General features: G+C 47.7%; 14 protein-coding genes and 1 pseudogene. 7 read left to right on the forward strand and 8 right to left on the reverse strand.

What is annotated here, in order from left to right:
* Nucleotides 1–89: 89 nt before the first annotated feature.
* The 4 genes from EA26_RS06895 to EA26_RS06910 all read left to right on the forward strand — a co-directional run bounded on the left by EA26_RS06895 (nt 90) and on the right by EA26_RS06910 (nt 3,777).
* Complete coding sequence (locus EA26_RS06895) at nt 90–1,292, forward strand: aromatic amino acid transport family protein (RefSeq protein WP_039426042.1); 1,203 nt, start codon at nt 90–92, stop codon at nt 1,290–1,292.
* 357 nt (nt 1,293–1,649) lie between these two features.
* Nucleotides 1,650–2,789, forward strand: a complete 1,140-nt coding sequence (locus tag EA26_RS06900; RefSeq protein ID WP_039426044.1) for an HD domain-containing phosphohydrolase — start codon at nt 1,650–1,652, stop codon at nt 2,787–2,789.
* Nucleotides 2,790–2,939: 150 nt separating this feature from the next.
* Nucleotides 2,940–3,416: a Dps family protein gene (locus EA26_RS06905; RefSeq protein WP_039426047.1), complete on the forward strand. Its 477-nt coding sequence runs from the start codon at nt 2,940–2,942 to the stop codon at nt 3,414–3,416.
* 139 nt (nt 3,417–3,555) lie between these two features.
* Entirely contained in the window at nt 3,556–3,777 is a 222-nt protein-coding gene (locus EA26_RS06910) for a hypothetical protein (protein WP_039426048.1), read from the forward strand.
* 56 nt (nt 3,778–3,833) lie between these two features.
* Here EA26_RS06910 and EA26_RS06915 read toward each other — a convergent pair whose 3' ends face one another.
* From EA26_RS06915 to EA26_RS06925, 3 genes are all read right to left on the reverse strand, one after another.
* Complete coding sequence (locus tag EA26_RS06915; RefSeq protein ID WP_039426052.1) at nt 3,834–4,382, reverse strand: MSHA operon transcriptional regulator; 549 nt, start codon at nt 4,380–4,382, stop codon at nt 3,834–3,836.
* A gap of 364 nt (nt 4,383–4,746) precedes the next feature.
* The gene (locus EA26_RS06920; RefSeq protein WP_039426054.1) at nt 4,747–6,522 is read right to left on the reverse strand and encodes an ABC transporter transmembrane domain-containing protein; all 1,776 of its coding nucleotides are present in this window, start codon (nt 6,520–6,522) and stop codon (nt 4,747–4,749) included.
* Nucleotides 6,523–6,525: 3 nt separating this feature from the next.
* Complete coding sequence (locus tag EA26_RS06925) at nt 6,526–8,268, reverse strand: ABC transporter transmembrane domain-containing protein (RefSeq protein WP_039426056.1); 1,743 nt, start codon at nt 8,266–8,268, stop codon at nt 6,526–6,528.
* 965 nt (nt 8,269–9,233) lie between these two features.
* Between EA26_RS06925 and EA26_RS06930 the strand changes: the two genes are divergently transcribed.
* Nucleotides 9,234–10,241, forward strand: coding sequence for an ABC transporter substrate-binding protein (locus EA26_RS06930; protein ID WP_039426058.1), 1,008 nt, complete (start codon nt 9,234–9,236; stop codon nt 10,239–10,241).
* Nucleotides 10,238–11,542: a putative bifunctional diguanylate cyclase/phosphodiesterase gene (locus EA26_RS06935; protein WP_039426061.1), complete on the forward strand. Its 1,305-nt coding sequence runs from the start codon at nt 10,238–10,240 to the stop codon at nt 11,540–11,542. Before EA26_RS06930 ends, EA26_RS06935 begins: the two co-directional genes overlap by 4 nt.
* 33 nt (nt 11,543–11,575) lie before the next feature.
* Here EA26_RS06935 and EA26_RS06940 read toward each other — a convergent pair whose 3' ends face one another.
* The 4 genes and pseudogenes from EA26_RS06940 to EA26_RS21330 form a co-directional block, all read right to left on the reverse strand.
* Nucleotides 11,576–12,553, reverse strand: a complete 978-nt coding sequence (locus EA26_RS06940) for a hypothetical protein (RefSeq protein WP_052079647.1) — start codon at nt 12,551–12,553, stop codon at nt 11,576–11,578.
* Nucleotides 12,553–13,878, reverse strand: a complete 1,326-nt coding sequence (locus EA26_RS06945) for a sphingomyelin phosphodiesterase (RefSeq protein ID WP_039426064.1) — start codon at nt 13,876–13,878, stop codon at nt 12,553–12,555. Before EA26_RS06945 ends, EA26_RS06940 begins: the two co-directional genes overlap by 1 nt.
* Before the next feature lie 183 nt (nt 13,879–14,061).
* Nucleotides 14,062–14,748, reverse strand: coding sequence for a DNA-3-methyladenine glycosylase I (locus tag EA26_RS06950; RefSeq protein ID WP_039426067.1), 687 nt, complete (start codon nt 14,746–14,748; stop codon nt 14,062–14,064).
* A 77-nt stretch (nt 14,749–14,825) separates the two neighbouring features.
* Nucleotides 14,826–14,999: pseudogene (locus tag EA26_RS21330) on the reverse strand (helix-turn-helix domain-containing protein); the annotation flags it as partial.
* 196 nt (nt 15,000–15,195) lie between these two features.
* Here EA26_RS21330 and leuE point away from each other — a divergent pair.
* The gene (leuE, locus tag EA26_RS06960; RefSeq protein WP_039426070.1) at nt 15,196–15,837 is read left to right on the forward strand and encodes a leucine efflux protein LeuE; all 642 of its coding nucleotides are present in this window, start codon (nt 15,196–15,198) and stop codon (nt 15,835–15,837) included.
* Between the two features lie 65 nt (nt 15,838–15,902).
* Here leuE and EA26_RS06965 read toward each other — a convergent pair whose 3' ends face one another.
* On the reverse strand, nt 15,903–18,710 hold the full coding sequence (locus EA26_RS06965) for an Hsp70 family protein (RefSeq protein ID WP_039426073.1): 2,808 nt from the start codon (nt 18,708–18,710) through the stop codon (nt 15,903–15,905).
* Nucleotides 18,711–18,716 lie beyond the last annotated feature (6 nt).

Here is an 18,716-nt window from a genome sequence, read left to right on the forward strand (position 1 = left end):
TCAATCTAGCGTTTTGCAAGGCTGTATGGCGATTTCATACAATCAATCTCTGCAAAATATCCTTTAAGTGTAAATAAAAGAATACACCTATGCGTAGTTCAAAGATTTTTGGTAGTACTTTGATCATTGCCGGCACAACCATTGGTGCGGGTATGTTGGCCTTGCCACTGGCTTCTGCGGGGATTGGTTTTTCTATTTCTTTGATGATCATGGTATCGCTGTGGGCGCTGATGTCATTCACTGCTTTACTGATGGTGGAAGTTCATCAAGAAGCGCACAGTAATGCGACCTTGCATACCTTGGCAAAACAAATTCTCGGCCCTAAGGGCAAGTTGCTTGCAAGCTTCTCGATGTTGTTTCTCTTCTATGCGCTTTGCGCTGCCTATATTGCAGGGGGCGGAGCACAATTTGCGACCCGAGTGACTCAGTGGTTTGGCGTGCAGGTTGATGGCGCGCTGGCGACTACGCTATTTACGCTGCTGGTTGCGACCATAGTGACGATCGGAACCAGTACGGTCGATAAAGTTAACCGAGTGCTCTTTACGCTCAAAATTGTCGCCATGATAGCCGTGTTGTTTTTCCTAGCGCCAAACGTGAGTCAGGCTTACTTGCTGAGTATGCCGATCGAGCAAGGTTTAGTGGTGGCATCGATTCCGGTAATTTTCACTTCGTTTGGTTTTCACGGCAGTATTCCGGCGATTGTTCGTTACCTCGATGGCGATACAGGCTCTTTGCGTAAAGCGATTTTGTTTGGCTCTTTGATCCCATTAGTGATTTACATCTTCTGGCAGATTGTGACGCTTGGGGTAGTAAAGCAAGATGATTTACTTGCTAACTCTGCGCTTAGTGGCTTGATTGCACAGCTTGCGATCACCGTACATCAATCGCAGTTAGGTACGTTGGTGGGAGTATTTGCTGATCTTGCGCTTCTGACTTCCTTCCTTGGCGTCAGTCTGGGTCTGTTTGAGTTTCTTGGCGACACGCTGAAAAAGCAGCAGGAAAATTCCAATCGCGTGATAGCCGCGGTTGTGACCTTTACGCCACCGTTGGGTTTTGCACTGTTCTATCCGCAAGGGTTCATTACCGCGCTGGGCTATGCCGCGATTGCGCTGACCGTATTGGCTATTTTCCTGCCAGTGGCGATGGTTAATAAAGTGAGAAAACAGAATCCACAACGGGCATATCGCGTTGCTGGCGGCCAAGTTTCCTTGCTGCTGACCGGTGGTGTCGGTGTGCTGATTGTGGCAGCGCAAATCTTGATAAGTTTTGGCGTTTTACCTTCACTGGGATAAACGTGCTAAAAGCGGTGGTTGAGTTAACATTTAACCACCGCTTTGTTCTTTGCCAATCTTTAGCACTTGCGAAAAGTTTTCCTCTTCCCCCACTTAATAGCACTAAGCACTAAGCACTAAGCACTAAGCAGTAAGACGAAGCACTTCACTATTTGGTTTTTACATTCGCAATAAAAATGACCTTATTGCAATCCATTCCACCTGTTTGATTTAACCATGATCAAATATCTCTTGTTTTCGCTCAATTTCATCAGGATAAGCTCGTGGTTTACGCCTAAACTTATCAGAGTGGGGAAACACAAATTGATGCCTTGAATCGTTTCTCGGTGATTTTGTGTCTGGCAAAGGAGCAAAGAGATGGACCTGTGGAGTGACTCAAGCAACTGTGCGTATTTTTATCATGCTTCATCATTAAATGATCAGCTCAAAGGCATACTGCATAGAATGCAAGTGCACGATGCCAGTATTGAGCGTGTCTCCTTTGCTGTTTTTGACCAAGAGCATAGCCTGCTAAAAACGTATGCTGACAGCAGCGCTTCAACGGAACTGGCTCACTACCGCGCACATTTGGACGACTTCCCAGCCCTAGCTCGCTGCGTCAACGAGAAAAGCTACCGCATTATTGATGATCTTAACGAGCTCTCCCCGAGCGTGCATGTCAAAGCCTTGATCGATTCCGGTTACCGCTCTTCGATTGCGGTGCCCTGTTTTGAACAAGATAAATTTATCGGCTTTCTGTTTGTCAACTCGAGAAAGGTGGCGGCGTTTACCCCAGAATTGGTGGAAAAGATGAAGCCCTATTTTGACATCATCCAATTTGCCATTTTCTCCGAATACCAAATCGTTCATGCGATTGCTGAGTGCGCGGAGAAAACCCAGGCTTTATCGCCTTCCTACAACAAAGACTCACTGGCACATAAAGAAAGGATCAGCCGTTACACTCGCATTATTGCCAATGAAACGGCAGATATGTGGGGGTTTGATGATGAAACCATCGAGCATTTGTGCCTTTTTTCTCGTTTCCACGATATTGGCAAGGTCAACCTCGCCATCGATCTTTTGTGTAAAACCGCCAATCTGGATGGCAGTGAAACGTCGAAAATGCGTAATCACATCGAAAGCGGCGTTGAGATCATGGATAAGATCATTGAATCGTTGGGAAATCCAAACCATCCGAGCATCACGCTGTTGACGCAAGTGATGGCTTATCATCACGAGTTCCTTGATGGCTCTGGTTATCCATTTGGATTGCAGGGTGAGCAAATCCCGCCAGTGGCGCGAGTCGTGTCGGTGGCCAATATTTTTGACGCATTAACCACTCATAGGCCCTATCGGCAAGCTTGGTCTATCACCCATGCATTGCTGGAAATGGAAAAAATGGTCGCGGAAGGAAAACTCGACAAGGCTTGTGTCAACGCTTTGCGAGAACATCAAGATAAACTAAAGCAGATCGTGGCGCGTTTTCCTGAGCACGATCCCAAAGATGGCTTTTATTAATTCAGCGCGCACGCAAAACAGGCTCTTTAAATAGGCAAAAACGATTGAATGAATAGATTTAATCGTTTTTGCCTTTTTTATTAGTCAGCATAGAATGGTTGTTAAAGAGAAAGAGATTTCTCATTCAGCACGGATAAGAAGGTGACTACTATGACTGACAAAACAAATTTGATTGGGCTTGAACAACAAGCAGCGCTTCAACTAGCCAAACAACTTAACACCTTATTGTCAAACTATCAGGTGTTTTACATGAATACTCGCGGGTATCACTGGAACATTAAAGGCCCGCAGTTTTTTGAACTACACGCAAAGTTTGAAGAGATCTACACCGATCTGCAAACTAAAATCGATGAGCTGGCTGAGCGTATTCTGACATTAGGCTTTACTCCCGTTCACGGCTTTAGTGACTACCTTGCGTACAGTGTGATCAAAGAGCACAAAAATGCTTTAACTGGTGAGGAGTGTGTCGCGGGTCTACTCAGTGGTTTTTCGACCATAGTGCATCAGCAGCGTGAACTGCTCAAGCAAGCGAGTGAAGCGGATGACGAAGGGACCGCCTCGCAGATGAGCGACTACATTCGTGAGCAAGAAAAACTTGTTTGGATGCTTAATGCTTACTTGCAATAAAAAAGCGCAAGCGACAACCAGTGCAAGCTGTCCGCAAGCGGCTTGCACAAAAAACTGTATAAATAGTCAGTGTGGGTTGACGAAATAGCATCAAGTACTATACTGGATGTATGAACAGGTTCTTGGAGGAGGTAACGCTATGTTGTGGGAAACCTTAGAACGTGTAAATCGGCTGCGTCAACAAGCCATGTCTAACCCTGATTTTGTTCAATCTGCAAAAGAGCATGAACAGGCGATCAGTGAACAAGAGCAGGCAGTTTTTTGTCCTAAAACGAAACGCCGGATAAACAAACCGAAATCTCTGGCAGATATTTATCAACAAACAGAATTTGGCCATCGTGAACATCAGCAACAACATTAACGTCAACCCTAACTTTAGCTAGAGCCGCAAATTAAATTGCGGCTTTTTTATGGCTATCAGAAATCGGCTTTCTTGACAAAATAGGGATTATTGTATTTTTTCTCTGGTCCGAACTCTTTTAATACCAGACGGTTCCAGAGCGCCTTATCGAATTTCTCTTTTGGAATGGAAGGGTAGAGCGTCTCGACTTCTTCCCAAGCGAAACTCATGAACTCTTTCTTCTTGATCTGATTGTATTTTCTCGCAACTTGGTTGTGTTTCTTGATCCACTCTTTTTTATATTGGATGAGCAGTTCTTGTGCCTGATCTAGTGGAAAGCGTGATAAAAATACCCGCTTATATGAGACTTTTCGATCCACCATAGTACGCATCGCCGTTTGAATATACTTACCATGATGCGTAATGGAGATTTCCGCTTCATCTACCAAAGGAATACACCATCCTTTAGGAAAAAAATCGGGCTTTTGATACTGCTGGTTGCGCACTGTTAGAGCGTTATGCAGCACCAGATCAGACGTGCCGCGGAAAGTTTGTTGCCATTTAGCAATGCGAATTTGCAGTGAGCCAGGCAAGCGATAAATATGAGTAAATTTGTCTTCGTTCATGGACACAATACACAATAGTTGTTGATGTGATTGAAAATGAGAGTAACAACCTGTTTTTCATTGTAGTCAGTATTTTGCGAAAAACATTGGGCCTCACGCGACTAAAGCCAAAAATTTAGTGGCAACTTAAGCCGTATTGCCACGCGTTTAAATCGTTGAAGCTCAACTATTGTACAATAGTCGCCTGTTAGATGGCGAGAGAAAAGATGTTTCCAAGTATCGTTGGGTTGGATTGGGATACGTCGGCTTAAGTAAATAGGTGCAGTTTTAATGCGAAGATAAGCGGTCGCTTCGATGAAAGATGCAAGCGCATCAAGCAAGGTGCCAAGAGCCCTCAAGTGACTCTTGGCGCAATCGGATAGTCTTAAGATGCCTGTTCGAGTTGTTCCTCTTCCTGCTTTTCTATCTCTTTGATGTGTTGGTTTGCTTGTTGTAATTGGTACATTTGCGCGTAGCGACCTCTCATTGCAAGTAGTTGTTTGTGGCTACCGGACTCGACTAAATCGCCATGATGCAGCACAACTATCTGATCGGCATCGAGTATGGTGGAAAGACGATGAGCGATAACAACCAGCGTCATATCATGACGCAGCGCCGCTAAGCTGCGTTGAATCAAAGCTTCGGTACCTGAGTCAATGTTGGCGGTTGCTTCGTCCAAGATGAGAATTTTTGGCTTCGCAATCAACACTCTCGCCATAGCCAACAACTGCTTCTGACCTGCAGAAAGATTGGTTTCACCTTGGCCCAGTTGGGTTTCAATACCTGCTGGGTAGCGTCGCACCTGTTCAGCAAGGCCAACTTGCTCTAGAGATTGCCAAATCATTTCATCGCTCACGTCGCGGCCTAGGGCAATGTTTTCTAGGACGGATGTGGGCAAAATGTGCGGATCTTGCTGCACCATTGCAACGTCTCTGCGTAACACTTCCTTACTGAGCGAAGAGAGTGGGCGTCCATCGATCTTTAATGTTCCCTCGCTCAGCGGATAGAATCCCATCAGCAATGAAGCCAAAGTACTTTTTCCACTACCGGTATGGCCGACTAAAGCGACAAAACTTTGATGGGGGATGTCAATATTGATCTCTTTGAGCACTTGCTGTTTGCCATCGTAGCTAAAATTGAGCCCTGCGATCTGGATGCTTCCCGTAGCAAGTGCTTGGTTGTCACTGCCGTAGGTTTGTTCCGGTGCGTCAATCATTTCAAAAATTCGCTCACTGGCAACTAAGGCTTGCTGAAGCAGTGCAAGTTGCTGCGTCATCTCAATCAAGGGTTCGGTGATACGGCCAAGGTAGCTAATGAAGGCATACAAAACCCCGACACCAATCATTTCAACGCCGCTGTAACCGAAAATCGCCACCAAAGTAAGAAGAGTAATGCCCGAGAGCAAGTCCATTAAAGGGCGTAGCAGCACACCGTTGAGTGTGATGACTTTTTTACCTGCTTTCAGGTGCGCGTCAGTCAGCTGGTTGAATTGCTGATTAAAACGCTTCTCTTGGCGCATCAGTTGAATCACGCCCATTCCTTGAATCGATTCGCTGAGGTTGCCGTTGATGTCGGTTTGCAAATCGCGCATCAACCGATATGAACTCGTACTAAGTTTTTGAAATAACGCCATAAAGGCAACGACGATCGGCAGCAGTACTAAAACCACCAAGGTGAGTTTCCAGCTTAAAATAAACATGACCGCCAACATCACCATAATCATAACCAAGTTTTTCACCACCGAGGCGATCAGCAGTTCGTAAAATTGCTGCAGGGATTCAGTGTCATTGGTTAAACGGGAAACCAGTTTGCCAGTCGGTGTATAGTCAAACGCTGACAGCGGCTGACGAATCACTTTATTGAACGCCTGACGTCGGATGGTCTTGATGATGTGCGTGGCCACAATGTTGAATTGCAAACCTTGCAAATATTGAAAGAGCGCCGAACAGATCAACAGCCCGAGATAGCTCGCGATCAAGGTCAGTAAAACGGATTGGCTATAGTTATCTTTGGTGATGTGTTCATCAATAAAATATTGAATTAACCAAGGACCGCCTGCATTGGCTAGCGCGGCAATAAACAAAAACAGCAGCCCAGTTAGCATCGCTTTGGGCTGAGCCAACGGATAAGCAAACAGACGTTTTAAGGTAGTGGATTTCATTGCTTATGCCTCCTCCATGGCTTGTTCTAATTGCTGGTAGCGGTACATTTCAGCGTACCAAGCGTGATTATCCAGCAGTGCTTTATGCGTGCCCCTTTCCACAATATGGCCGTGGTTTAGCACCACAATTTCATTGGCTTTTTCTAAAGCAGTCAGACGATGGGCGATCACGATCAGCGACTGGTGGCGATAATGTTGCTCCAAGTTGCGGAGAATTTGATGTTCTGTGCGCCCGTCGACCGCAGAAAGTGCGTCATCCAAAATCAAAATTTCCGCATTGAGTAACATGGCACGAGCGATGGCGATACGTTGTTTTTGCCCACCAGAGAGTGTGATGCCTTTTTCACCCACTTCGGTGTCATAGCCATCAGGAAACTTAAGGATGTCGTCATGGATACAGGCCAGTTTTGCCGCGCGAAAAACCTCTTCTTTAGAAGCATTGGGGCAGCCCAAGGCAATATTTTCAAAGATAGAGCAGGAAAACAGAAACGGTGACTGGCTGACCACGGCAAACTTGCTGCGCCACTGTTCAAGGTCTGCGTTTTTCAGCGCGACTTGCCCATAGTGAATATCACCGTGTTGCATCTCTTGCTGGCGTAGCAGCAGCGAAAGCAAGGTGGATTTACCACTGCCAACGGGGCCTGCAATGCCAAGCATTGAACCCGGAGCGACAGTAAAGTGGCATTGGCTGAGCGCGGCAGGGAGATCCGCGCTCCAATGGTAGCTCTCAATGTTGACATGCAGAGGCTGAGGCTCTTTCGAGAGCGATTCATTACCGCTCACGATCTCCGGCTTCTGCGCAAAGATCTCTTCTAGACGATTCCAAGCGGCGGAACCACGTTCGAGAATATTGAACAAGAAAGCAAATGCCAGCATTGGCCAAATCATCAAGCCAAGATACATGGTGAAGGCGGTGAGATCGCCGAGCGTGATTTCTTGATGATGCACCAAGTACGCGCCGACGCTGATACTGAGGAAAAAAGAGAGGCCGATCGTCAGTTGGATCGCTGGATCAAAACGGGCGTCGACACGGGCAACGGCAATATTTTTGTTGCCTGTATCTTCCACAACAGCGTCAAAGCGTTGCTGCTCTTGATTCTCAAGACCAAACGCGCGCAACATCCTCACGCCGTTTAATGACTCTTGGGTTAAATCCGACATATCGGAAAAGGCTTCTTGTGCGACTTTAAAACGTTGATGGAGAATGCGCACTATGTAGAAAATTGCAATGCCAAGAAAGGGCATAGGCAGCAGGGCGACCAGTGTTAGCTTCCAACTGATCTGGGTGATCATGATGATCAATACGGCGATGCCGGTAATCAGTGAATCGGCGGCGGTGAGCACCCCTTCACCAGCGGTCACCACCACGTTTTTCACATCGTTAGTGCCGCGCGCCATTAAGTCGCCCGTCTTATAACGTTCGAAGAAGCGGGGAGGCTGAGTGGATAAATGTTGATAAAGACGATTGCGTAATATGGTGCCAAGCTCAATGCTGGCGCCAAATAACCAGACACGCCACAAAATGCGGCAAACGTAAATAGCTAGCCAAACCAGCAGCAGCAGACCCAGCCACTGCATCATCTCATCAGTAGACATGGTATCGGCAACAATCCCGTCAACGATATTGCCCACCGCTTTTGGGGTGATCAATTGCATTGCCGAGATCAGCATAAATAACAGTATTGAGCCGCAATAGTGTTTCCACCTCAGCCTAAAGAACCATCGTAATTGCCAGAAAATTTTCACCTGCGCCTCCTGCACCTGCTGTTGTTATTTGTACCAGATTTCCCTAATGGCAAAGTTTGCGTCGGCGTCTTGCAAAGAGTGCTTGGTGATCACGCGATGCCGTACAAGATCGCGTTGAGCTTGGCACTCTCTACTGATTTCCGTTCAGAGAGTCTGGACTTTGCACCCGGAGCTGAAAGTAGGTCGAACAGCCTTTAAACCGGGATAAGAAAATGTTGAGTTGTGTGGCTATGAGACAAGAAATGGCGTTGAAAGTAAGTTTCTGCGCAAAAATGTCTCTAATTTATTGTTATGTTGAAATTAATTTTTGCCCAGTACGACAGAAACAATGTGCTGTTTTGGCGTAACTCGTTCGGTTTATTTTGCATTCTCAGCAAAAATTCCATTGAGGATGATGGGCTGGAACCTTCAATTATTGTGTTTCATCCATCGAATACAAGATGATTTTTATCCTGAGTAAAAAAACGACACAATGTTACTTATTGATAACATCAAAGGGTCAGAATATGTGATCAAATGCTGATAATCGATGAGGTTTAAGGAAAATATAATGAAAGCGAAGAGAAGCGGCGAACAGACAACTGAGGAAGGCAACAAAAAAAACACAAAGATAGAGAGTCAATAGAGAGTAAAAAGCAGCGAGATGATCGCTGCTTTTTGGGTCACTTCAGCGATCGATTTGATACCGCCGATACTTACAACAGCGACAGAATAGCTGGTGACTTCGTTGATAAGATGTCGCAAAAGTGAATCAGATAAGCAAAAAACTGCTTAACTTGCTCATTTTATCCATTTGCAAGTTTACGCTTCAAAAGGTTAAAAATAGTACTATTACTACATCTATCTGATAGTTAATTATTAAATACTTAGAGCCTGCCTCTCCTCTGTGGGAAAAATTTTAATTCACAGCAACAAAAAAGCAGCTAGGATTATATTAAACGAATTGTATAAATGTGGCTGCAAAGATGATTTTGAGAAAACACGTGCTCATTGCCGTTTTACTCGTTGTACTTGCTGTTGTGGCTATCGCGGGGGCGCGGTGGAAACACACTGAGTCGATCTCGTCTACTCCCGTGGTATTAAAAATCGGTGTTTCGCAGACACCATTATCTGCCCCTTTGATTATTGCCCAGCAACGTGGGCTGTTTGCAAAATATGGTGTGAAGGTGGATGTGGTGCCCTGTTACGGAGGAGTGGAGTGCGCCCGTTTTCTGTTTGAACAAAATGTCGATTTTGCCACGGCGTCAGAATCGGTAGTGATGTTCGAAAGCTTTAAACGTGACGATTTTGTCATGTTGGCCAGCTTCGTTGAGTCAGGATTTGATCTTAAACTTCTCACCTTAGCTGAAAACGACATTTATCAAATCTCAGGTTTGAACGGGAAAAAGGTTGGGGTGGTAAAGGCCAGTGCCAGTGAGTTTTTCTTGGACTCTATGCTCATGTCCAGTGATGTCCCCGGGACAAAAGTGGAAAAAGTGTACGCCCCTTTCACGAGATTGGATGACATTTTGATCAGCGGTGAGGTCGACGCGGTTTCAGTGTGGGAGCCACTGGGTTACCAACTGCAAAACAACCCACGGGTGGATGTGGTCGATCTCAGTATTCCCGGCATTTACCAGCTGTCATTTAACTTATTGACGACAAAGGAGAATGTTACCCGTTATCAGGATGAGAGCATCAGGATTCTGCTGGCGCTGGAAGAAGCCGAAGAGTGGATTCAAGCTCACCCGCTGGAGGTACAAAAACTGGTGGCCAATTACTTGAATATCCCTCTTGGACAACTGTCTTGGTCTTGGAATGATTACATCTACCGACTCTCTTTGGGGAATGGGCTACTCTCTAATTTACAAGTTCAGGCACGTTGGGCGCTTGAAAAAGGTTTAGTCACAGGGCCAATGCCCGATTATCGTAAGATTGTTGATCGGCATATATTAATACAAGCGCAAAGGCGTAAAGGATTAGAAGTGCAATGACGTTAGGTTCGTTTTCATACAAACTCACTTTGCTTTTCTTCTCCACCGTGTTGTTGGTCGGAGTGGTGACTCATTCATTGTGGAATGTGATTGAAGAGCAAAAGAACATTGAAAACGAAATGGAGATTATTACTCAAGCTCAGTTCAACCTGGAACTTCTGCGCAATCAACTCTCGCTTTACCTGCAATACAAAGACGAAGAAAGCTTTACGCAACTGACTCTTGCGCAGAACAAAATGACGGAGCAAATTCACAATACTAAGCGTTTTCAAAAGGTCATGACTAATTTAGAACGCATGAACAACACTTTGGAAAGGCTGTTACTGCATGAAAAAAATCTCGCTGGAGCCAATCAGCAGGCGAAAGAACTGCTGCACTCCCGTTACAACATGATAGTGCAGAGTATGGACGAGGAGTTATCTGCGTTGCAGCGTAATGTTCTCGAAGAGCGACTGAACAAGTTGCGCCAAGCGGTATTTACCAGTGGTTTTTCACTGGCTTTTTTTACCCTGTTGATCAGCAGTGTGACTTACCTGATGTTAAAGCGCTTTCGTAAAGGCTTTAAGGTACTGCGTTTAGGGCTAGATGAAATGCGCAGCGGAAATATGGAGAGCCGAATCACCTCAACAGAACTGGATGAAGAGTTCGCGGTCATGGCAAATTGTTTCAATTCGATGAAAGACTCCCTACAACAGAGCACCGTTACTCGCGAACATTTAGAGCAAGAAGTGTTGCGGCAAACGGCGGAGCTTCGTGAACAGAAAGAGCAGTTGGTATACCTATCAGAGAAAGACCCGCTGACTGGGTTGAATAATCGACGTGCCTTTATGGCGGCGGTAGAAAATGCCACAGCGAAAGCGAATCGTACTGGATTAAAAATGGCCTTGCTGTTTATTGATTTAAATAAGTTTAAAGAGATAAATGGCACCTTCGGCCACTATGCGGGAGATGAAATACTACGCCAAGTGGCGCGCCGCATGGAGGTTTGCTTTCGCAATACCGACATTTTGGAGCGTATTGGCGGGGACGAGTTTGTCGTGTGTCTCGATTTACTGAAAGACTACAATGGCGTACTGCCAAAAGCAGAAAAGTTTGCTCGCATGGTCAGCGAACCGATCGATTTCAACGGAGAAAAGCTGCACGTTTATCCAAGTATTGGTATCAGCTTTTATCCTGATCAAACCCGCTCCATCAACCACTTGGTGAAGCTGGCTGATGAAGATATGTACCGCGCCAAAAATAGTGAGTCGGTGCTCATTTGGAGCAGTTATCTCTTCCCAGAAGAAAAGCAAATTTCTTAGCAGCGCCAGAGCGCTTTGCTGCACAGTAAAGCGTTATGGTGTAGCAAAAAACTCACGGCGGAAACGGGCGATTTGCTGCTGATAGTAGTTTTGCCACTGCGGCTCATCCCAACTAGCGTAGCGTCTGGCTCTTTGCTCTTCCAAGCTGGCCTTCAGTTGTGCCAAGGCTCGTTGGTAGTCTTCCACTTGTTTCTCTTGTTCACGCTCCTGCTGAGCTCGAAAAGCAATCTCGCTTGATTGCTCATCGCTAAGATACTTTTGGGCCAAAGTTTGGCGGATCTGTTCTCTTTCGTCTGCAGAATAGTGGCTAGGAATCAAACTTAGTGCTCGCTCGTAATGAGTTTGCTTATCCTCAAACTCAAGCACGTCGCCCTGTTGTTGCCAGCGCTCGATCAGGCTTTGATACTGCTCAACAAACTGACTGGCTTCGATTTGTGTCAGTGGCACACTGTCTAAGCGAAACTCTAATATGGCAAATTGATCGGCCAAAAGGACAGTGCTCAGTGGACCCCAAATCTCCAGCGCATTTTGCTTAAACATCTCGATCCGCTGTGAGAGGTTATCGAGCGACTCCAGTGGCATGTTTGCCTGTGCATCCTGCCATTGTCGGCTGCGTTGGCGGAAGTTTTGAAGCAGTTGAAACCACTCGACAGAGAGCGAGGTTTGAAGTTGAGCAAGCTGCTTTTCACAATTCTGTTTATGTACACATTCGCGCCAAAAACTTTCTAATTGTTCACGTAAAACGCGGCCTTGTAGTTCGCGTAGCTTGTGAGGATCAAGCAGCAAATTTGCGGGTTGAGCTGCTTTCGCTGCAAAAGTCAAAGGCAGATTTGTCTCTGCGATGTTGTGGGGAACTGAGTTTGCGCTGCTTTCCGGCGCGGTGTCAGTAGGGGAAATGAGAGCAGGTGAGGCTAGCAGCTCACTTTGTTTTTTGCTCTGTGGCCAAAGTTGCCAGCCGACAATCAAGCTCGCCACAAGGGCGAGCAGGAAAAAAGCACGTGTTCGATTCATTACTTGATCACCGCGCTCACCGGAAAATGGTCGGAAAGATTGTAATGCTTCCACAATCTGGCATCGGTGGAACGTGGCACGTCAACGCGGTTATCATTCGATGTTTTGCTCGCATGCTCTGCGCTAAGCAACACATAATCGAGATACTCGACATTCTCACCGCCAGAGAGTGCTTCACCAGCAAAATCATTGATGCGCGGATCGAAAGTCGACGCTGTGTAGCCTGAGTATTGGGGCTCTAGCGCATTCAAGTTGACTAACATCTGTTGGTAATCGCCCGGGAACTTCAGTTTGTTGACATTGAAATCGCCGCTGTAAACCACAGTTTCATTGGTAGGAATGTTCAGTGATTGTGCCAATGCACGGATCTGTTTGAACTGGCGCTGACGATATTCGCGCGCGGCATCGGTATCAAACGAAGCCGTGTGGGTGGAAAACACATGGTACGCCTGCCCGTTTTTGATCACTTCAACATAATTTACCCCTTTGTCAGCAAAGCAATCAGTGCCACTACAATCAGGGAAGACGTACTGTGCTTGATTGACAATAGGATAGCGGCTCACGATCACCACACCGCCATCGTAGATATTGATGCCATCTTTATCGAGCATCTTGCTTTGATAAGGATATTCTTTGGCCAGTTCTCGTAAAAAAGCGCTGCGGCCGCTGGCAAACACTTCTTGCAAGGCTAAGACGTCGTAGCCTTTTACGTGATCGGGAATAATGGAAAAACGATCGCCGATATGCGATGCCACGCCGGGCAACGCCCAAATATTGTAGGTCATCATTTTTAAGGTGTGCCCGTATGGCTCGACTTGCTCGTCCACTTTGGCGGGCGTGATGGTGTAGTAGAGATCATCATAGCGGGCAGTGGCGTCGGATTTGAATCCCAATTCGGTGTTGGCAGTGCCAAAGGCATCACTGCGAAAACGGTGCACTTCTCTATCCTGTTGCAAAGAGAGCGGAACATCGGCCGCGCTCACGCCGTATTCAATGGAAGAGTTGTACCAGTGCCCATTCATGGTTTGGTGTAGTGTGACGCTTTCACCTTGCAAGTTGGTGACGACGGTATCAAATTGGTAGTACTCGCCCGCTTTGACTCCCGTCCAACGATTAAAACTGATAACCGCTTTGGTTTCCCAAGGGCCAATTTGGTCTGTGTGTTGCAGCCACTCGTCTCCTAAAGTGAGGCGATCTGAGCCGCTGTGTTGTACTTGAATCGTCAAGGTTTGGTCGCTGTTATTGGTTAGGTAGACATCGGTATCGGCCAAAACAGGAGCGCTGCACAACAAAGGCAGTAAGGTTCGCCAAGTGAAAATATCCATTTACATTATCCTATCTGTTTGAAATCGATGGATAATCTAGAAGATAGTGATGACAGTTATGTTATAAAGTTGTGACAACTATAAATAATTGCTTGAATCGGAGTGATTTATAAAACAAAGGTTGGTGTTAGCTAAGCGCGAAATAGCCACCGCGCTTAACTAGGAGGGGATGACTTGGGCTATCTAAACGCGGTTGTCGCCGGTGCTAAAGGCGATGGTCTGACTGATAGCGGTTAAGCTGCGACCACTCTCTTGCTGCCACTTGGCAAATGCGAGGTTGACGGCTTGCTGGCTCTTTTTCGTCTCTTTGCCACCTTCAATCACCTTACAGTTGCGCAGATACGCCTCCACATCACCAGAAAGAATAAAGGTGTCGACCCCGAGTTGACGAAGGCTGTACGGCCCAGTGTTGCCGCCTAGTCGACTGCCGTGTTTTTTCAAAAACGACCATAACCCCGTGATGTCATCTTTGGGCCAGTTGGCGACCATTTGACCGAATGAGCCGTGCTGCGTTGAGACACTATGGATCATTTGTGCGTTTTCGCGAATCGACATCACTTTCGCATGGTGACGGATAATACGTGTGTCACTGGCTTTTTCGTCCCACTGTTCGTCGGAGAGCATCAGCAGTGGCTCAATCCGAAAGCCGAAAAATACCTCCTCGAAATTGGGCCATTTATTGCGCACCACCTGCCATGAAATGCCACTTTGGAAAACCTTCATACTGAAAGCGGACAACCAGCGATCATCACTGATGGCGGCGATCGCTTCGGTATTGAGCGGTGTGGCCAGTAGTGCTTCGAGCTGCGCTTCGCCTCCTTTGCGCTCGGCAGCGCGCTGATAAATATCGGCAAATTTTTCTAAAGGCACAATCGATTCTCCTTTGCATGTTGAGCGTATGGTATGACGAGCCTCAATCCGTTCACGAAGGCTTGCAAAATCTCGAGTTACTCAGCAAGTGTCGCCGCTTTTCGGTACTGACTGGGTGTCATGCCAGTGAGGCGAGAGAACTCGCGATTAAAGTTGGACTTGGTCTGAAAGCCACAGTTCATAAATATTTGTGTGATCGGAGCACCGCTGCTGTGCAGCGTCTGCTTGGCGTGTTCGATACGGTATTCGTTATTGTGCAAGGGATTGAGGCCGAAGAGAGTTTTGTGCTCAATTCCAAGCGACGTTGGGTCTCTTGGCTGACCGGAGATTCGCGTTTGCTGCGCTGTTGGCGAGCGGAGCGGTAAGTGCAGACCATTAGTGGATAGACTTTAATGATACTTTGCGTTATACAACATGCTTCCCATAATCGTTTTTGCGAGGCAGTGCATGTTTGAGAGTCTTGGTGTGATTAATATTTGGACCTATATGCTGGGGCTGCTGATGATCATTTTGGCCCCCGGTCCCAACTCTATCTATGTGCTCAAATCTAGCTCAACCTTTGGCATCAAAACCGGCTACAAAGCGGCGATGGGTGTACTGGTTGGTGATGCGATTTTGATCCTGCTCTCTTATTTAGGTGTGGCGTCTTTGATCCAAACCTCACCGCTGCTGTTTACCATCATTCGTTATCTGGGCGCGGCTTATCTGCTCTATTTGGGCTTCAAACTGATCCAACAATATTGGCAAAAGCCAGTGTTAGATGATCAAGGAGTGGCGCGTCCGCGCAAAGTGGAAAAGGTGTTTACCAAAGCGCTCACCTTGAGCCTCACCAATCCGAAAGCGATCTTGTTTTACGTCTCCTTCTTTATTCAGTTTATTGATTACACCTATGAACACACTTGGATTTCGTACCTGATCCTTGCCACGATTTTGGAGGTGTTCAGCATTGTCTACCTGAGCGTGTTGATTTTTGTCGGTACCTCGCTCACGCAGCTGTTTAAGAACAACCAGACACTGAGCAAATTAGGCAACGGATTGCTTGGGCTGCTGTTTATGGGGTTTGCAGCGCGACTTGCCAGTTTAAGTTAAGCTCCTAGAAATAAAAAAACAGCCAGCATCTTGCTGGCTGTTTTAGTTGCGGGATAAGCGACAGCTCAGTGACTGACCAAGTGAAGACCGCTTGGCAAGGCATCGCCAAATACACGTTTTGATTCACTTTCAGACAGATCTTTGACTTCACTGACCAGTGTAAGCCAAGAGTCGGGCACTTTACTTTGCTGGAGTTTGTTTAACACCTGCTGGCGGTAATCATCGCTGATGTCGAACAGGCGATCGCCCGTTTTACGACAAATCATCACCGCGGCAAAAGCGATCATCGGCTCTTGCTGCCAGTTTTGCTCCAACAGTTTTGGCAGCCATTGTTCCGCTTGCTCACGAGGGATCACCCGATGTTGGCTGGCGTACAGCGGTGTGCGCGATGCTAAGCGGCCAATCGCCCACCAGTGCGCTTGCTCAAACTGGTTGTGGTTAAGCGCTTTGCTTAAAAACCAGCTGGTCAGCAGTACCTTATCTTCCACTTCCAACTGCTCTAGCGAGGCGGCAAGACGAACCATCGCCTCGTAGCCCATCTCTTGTGCCGTCTTGGCGGTTTGTGGATTTTTCATCGCGCCGGGGTGTAAATACTTGGCGATGTCGGCCAGAATCGTCTCTTGCTGCTCTTGGTTGAGTCCGCCAGCAATGCGCCGCCAGAATACCCACCAATCGGTCCAACCTTGGTGGTTCTGAAATTGAATACCTTGCTGGTACAGGCTCCAAACCTGCTCAATCCGCCAAGAATCGGTGGCATCGCCAAAGCCGGGACGCAGGGCAAAGCCTGCCAATCGTAGCCAGTTCTTCTCATGTTGCTCTGAGCGGCGGCGACGTTTGCGCCCTTGGGCAAAGGCATCAAACAGTTGCCGCAAGGTAACGAAATCCCACTCATCGCGCTTACCAAGTTTTCTCTCCAACTCCTTGGCCAGTATTTTGATTTCGTTGCCTTCGCCACTTTTTTTATTGCCGCTGTACAGGCGAGTAATCAGCTCCTTGCAATCGGTCAGACGAGGATTGAGCGCCACTTGTTCGCTCTCTTGCGCCTTTTTATTGCGCACTTCAAACTCTAATGCCCAGCGCTTGCTGTCATCCTCGACGCTGACACACTCCATTTTCAGCGTACCGACTTCAGTGAGCTGACACGCCAACTGAACTTCAACCCGCTCTTTTTGGTTGGCGTGCAAATCGGCGCCATCACTTTGCAAGGTCACGATGTAAGGGGGAAGCGGAGCGAACATATCCGCATCGACGTTGACTATCACGCCATTTTGAATCGCGGTTTGGTTGGTCAAGGTGTCGTGGGTGGACGTGAGCAAGTTAAAGCGGACAGGCTCTCCGAGCGTAAGGGCAAAGCGACGCCCAGTGAGGCGGATCTCTTGCCCCTCTTCACTGCCTTTGGCCAATAAACAGAGCGCCTTGCCCATTTTGTTTTTCTCTTGCAGATGCAAGAAATAAGAACGTGCCGCGCCGCCGCCGATTTTTAGCTGCGCACCGCGCCGTGCTTTGGCAAACGCCACCGCGCCCAGTGCCACTGACCAATCGGGGTGCGGGTTGTCGAGCACCGTTACGGGTGCGCCGCGCCACTGGTTCAACAATTCGCTCATGCGCGCCGTCACCAGTTCACTGTTGAACACGCCGCCGTTAAGTAGCAGGCCAACGGGAATGGCGGGTTTGCTCGTGTCTTCTTGGCCAAGCGCAGCATAGGAGACTTGCTGATGCTGGCTGAGGAACTCCGCCACGTGCTTACTAACCGCAGGATCTGCCACATAAGGCAGGCCAAACTCCACCACGGCGCTGCGGCGTTTATCCGGCGTTTGAGCAAAATCAGACAAAGGAAAGAAGCCGTCCAGCGCGATTTGGTGCACCTCGTGTTTGCTAAGCGCAACACTGCGTGTACCGCCAAGAAGTTTGGAACCACTGCCCAGCATGGTGATTTTCACCTCTTCCGGTGCTCGTGCCAACAGTAACTGCTCTTTGGCTTTGCGTGTTTGCTGAATCAGTTTGCTCAGGCTAGCGGCGTTAAGCTTCTTGCCTTGGTTAAAGCGTTGCTCGGCCAAATGGGCCAAAGCTAAATCGAGGTTGTCGCCGCCGAGCATCAGGTGTTCACCGACGCCAATGCGATCCAGAGCCAATTCACCTTGGTTGAACTTGGCTTCGATCAAACTGAGATCCGTAGTACCACCGCCGACGTCGCACACCAAAATAAGTGGTAAATGTTTGAGCTGCTCGGCCGCATTGTGCTGGTGGCGAGCGTACCAGTCGTAACACACCGCTTGCGGCTCTTCCAAAAGGAGCACTTTGCCAAGCCCTGCCAACTGCGCGGCTTCAAGTGTGAGATTACGCGCTGTCTCATCAAACGATGCGGGAACGGTGACCACCACTTCCTGATGCTCAAGCTTGTTGCCCGGATGACGATGGTTCCAAGCTTGGCGAATGTGATTGAGGTAACTGGCGCTGGCGATGATCGGCGATACTTTGTCTACGTCACTCGCGCCTGCCCACGGCAAAATCTCCGAGTGGCGGTCAACCGCCTGATGAGACAGCCAGCTTTTGGCGCTAGACACTTGACGGCCTTCGACTTTGGCGCCGAGCTCGCGTGCCCATTCACCAACGATGACGTTAGCAATATCGCCAGCCACGGCGTGGTGCTCCCACGGCAGAGTGAGATCGCTTGGGGCAATTTGCCCCTCTGCGGGGTGATAGCGAAAAGAGGGTAGCAGCGGTTTGCGCACCACTTCACCGGGACCAATTAATTGATCAATGTCGAAAAGAGACACGTGGGCGTCTTGGAGATTCTCACTCAGTTCGCAAAACGCCACCACAGTATTGGTGGTGCCTAAATCGATACCGACGAGATAACGAGGAGATGTCATGACAAG

This window comes from Vibrio navarrensis, assembly GCF_000764325.1.
Classification (GTDB): Bacteria; Pseudomonadota; Gammaproteobacteria; order Enterobacterales; family Vibrionaceae; genus Vibrio; species Vibrio navarrensis.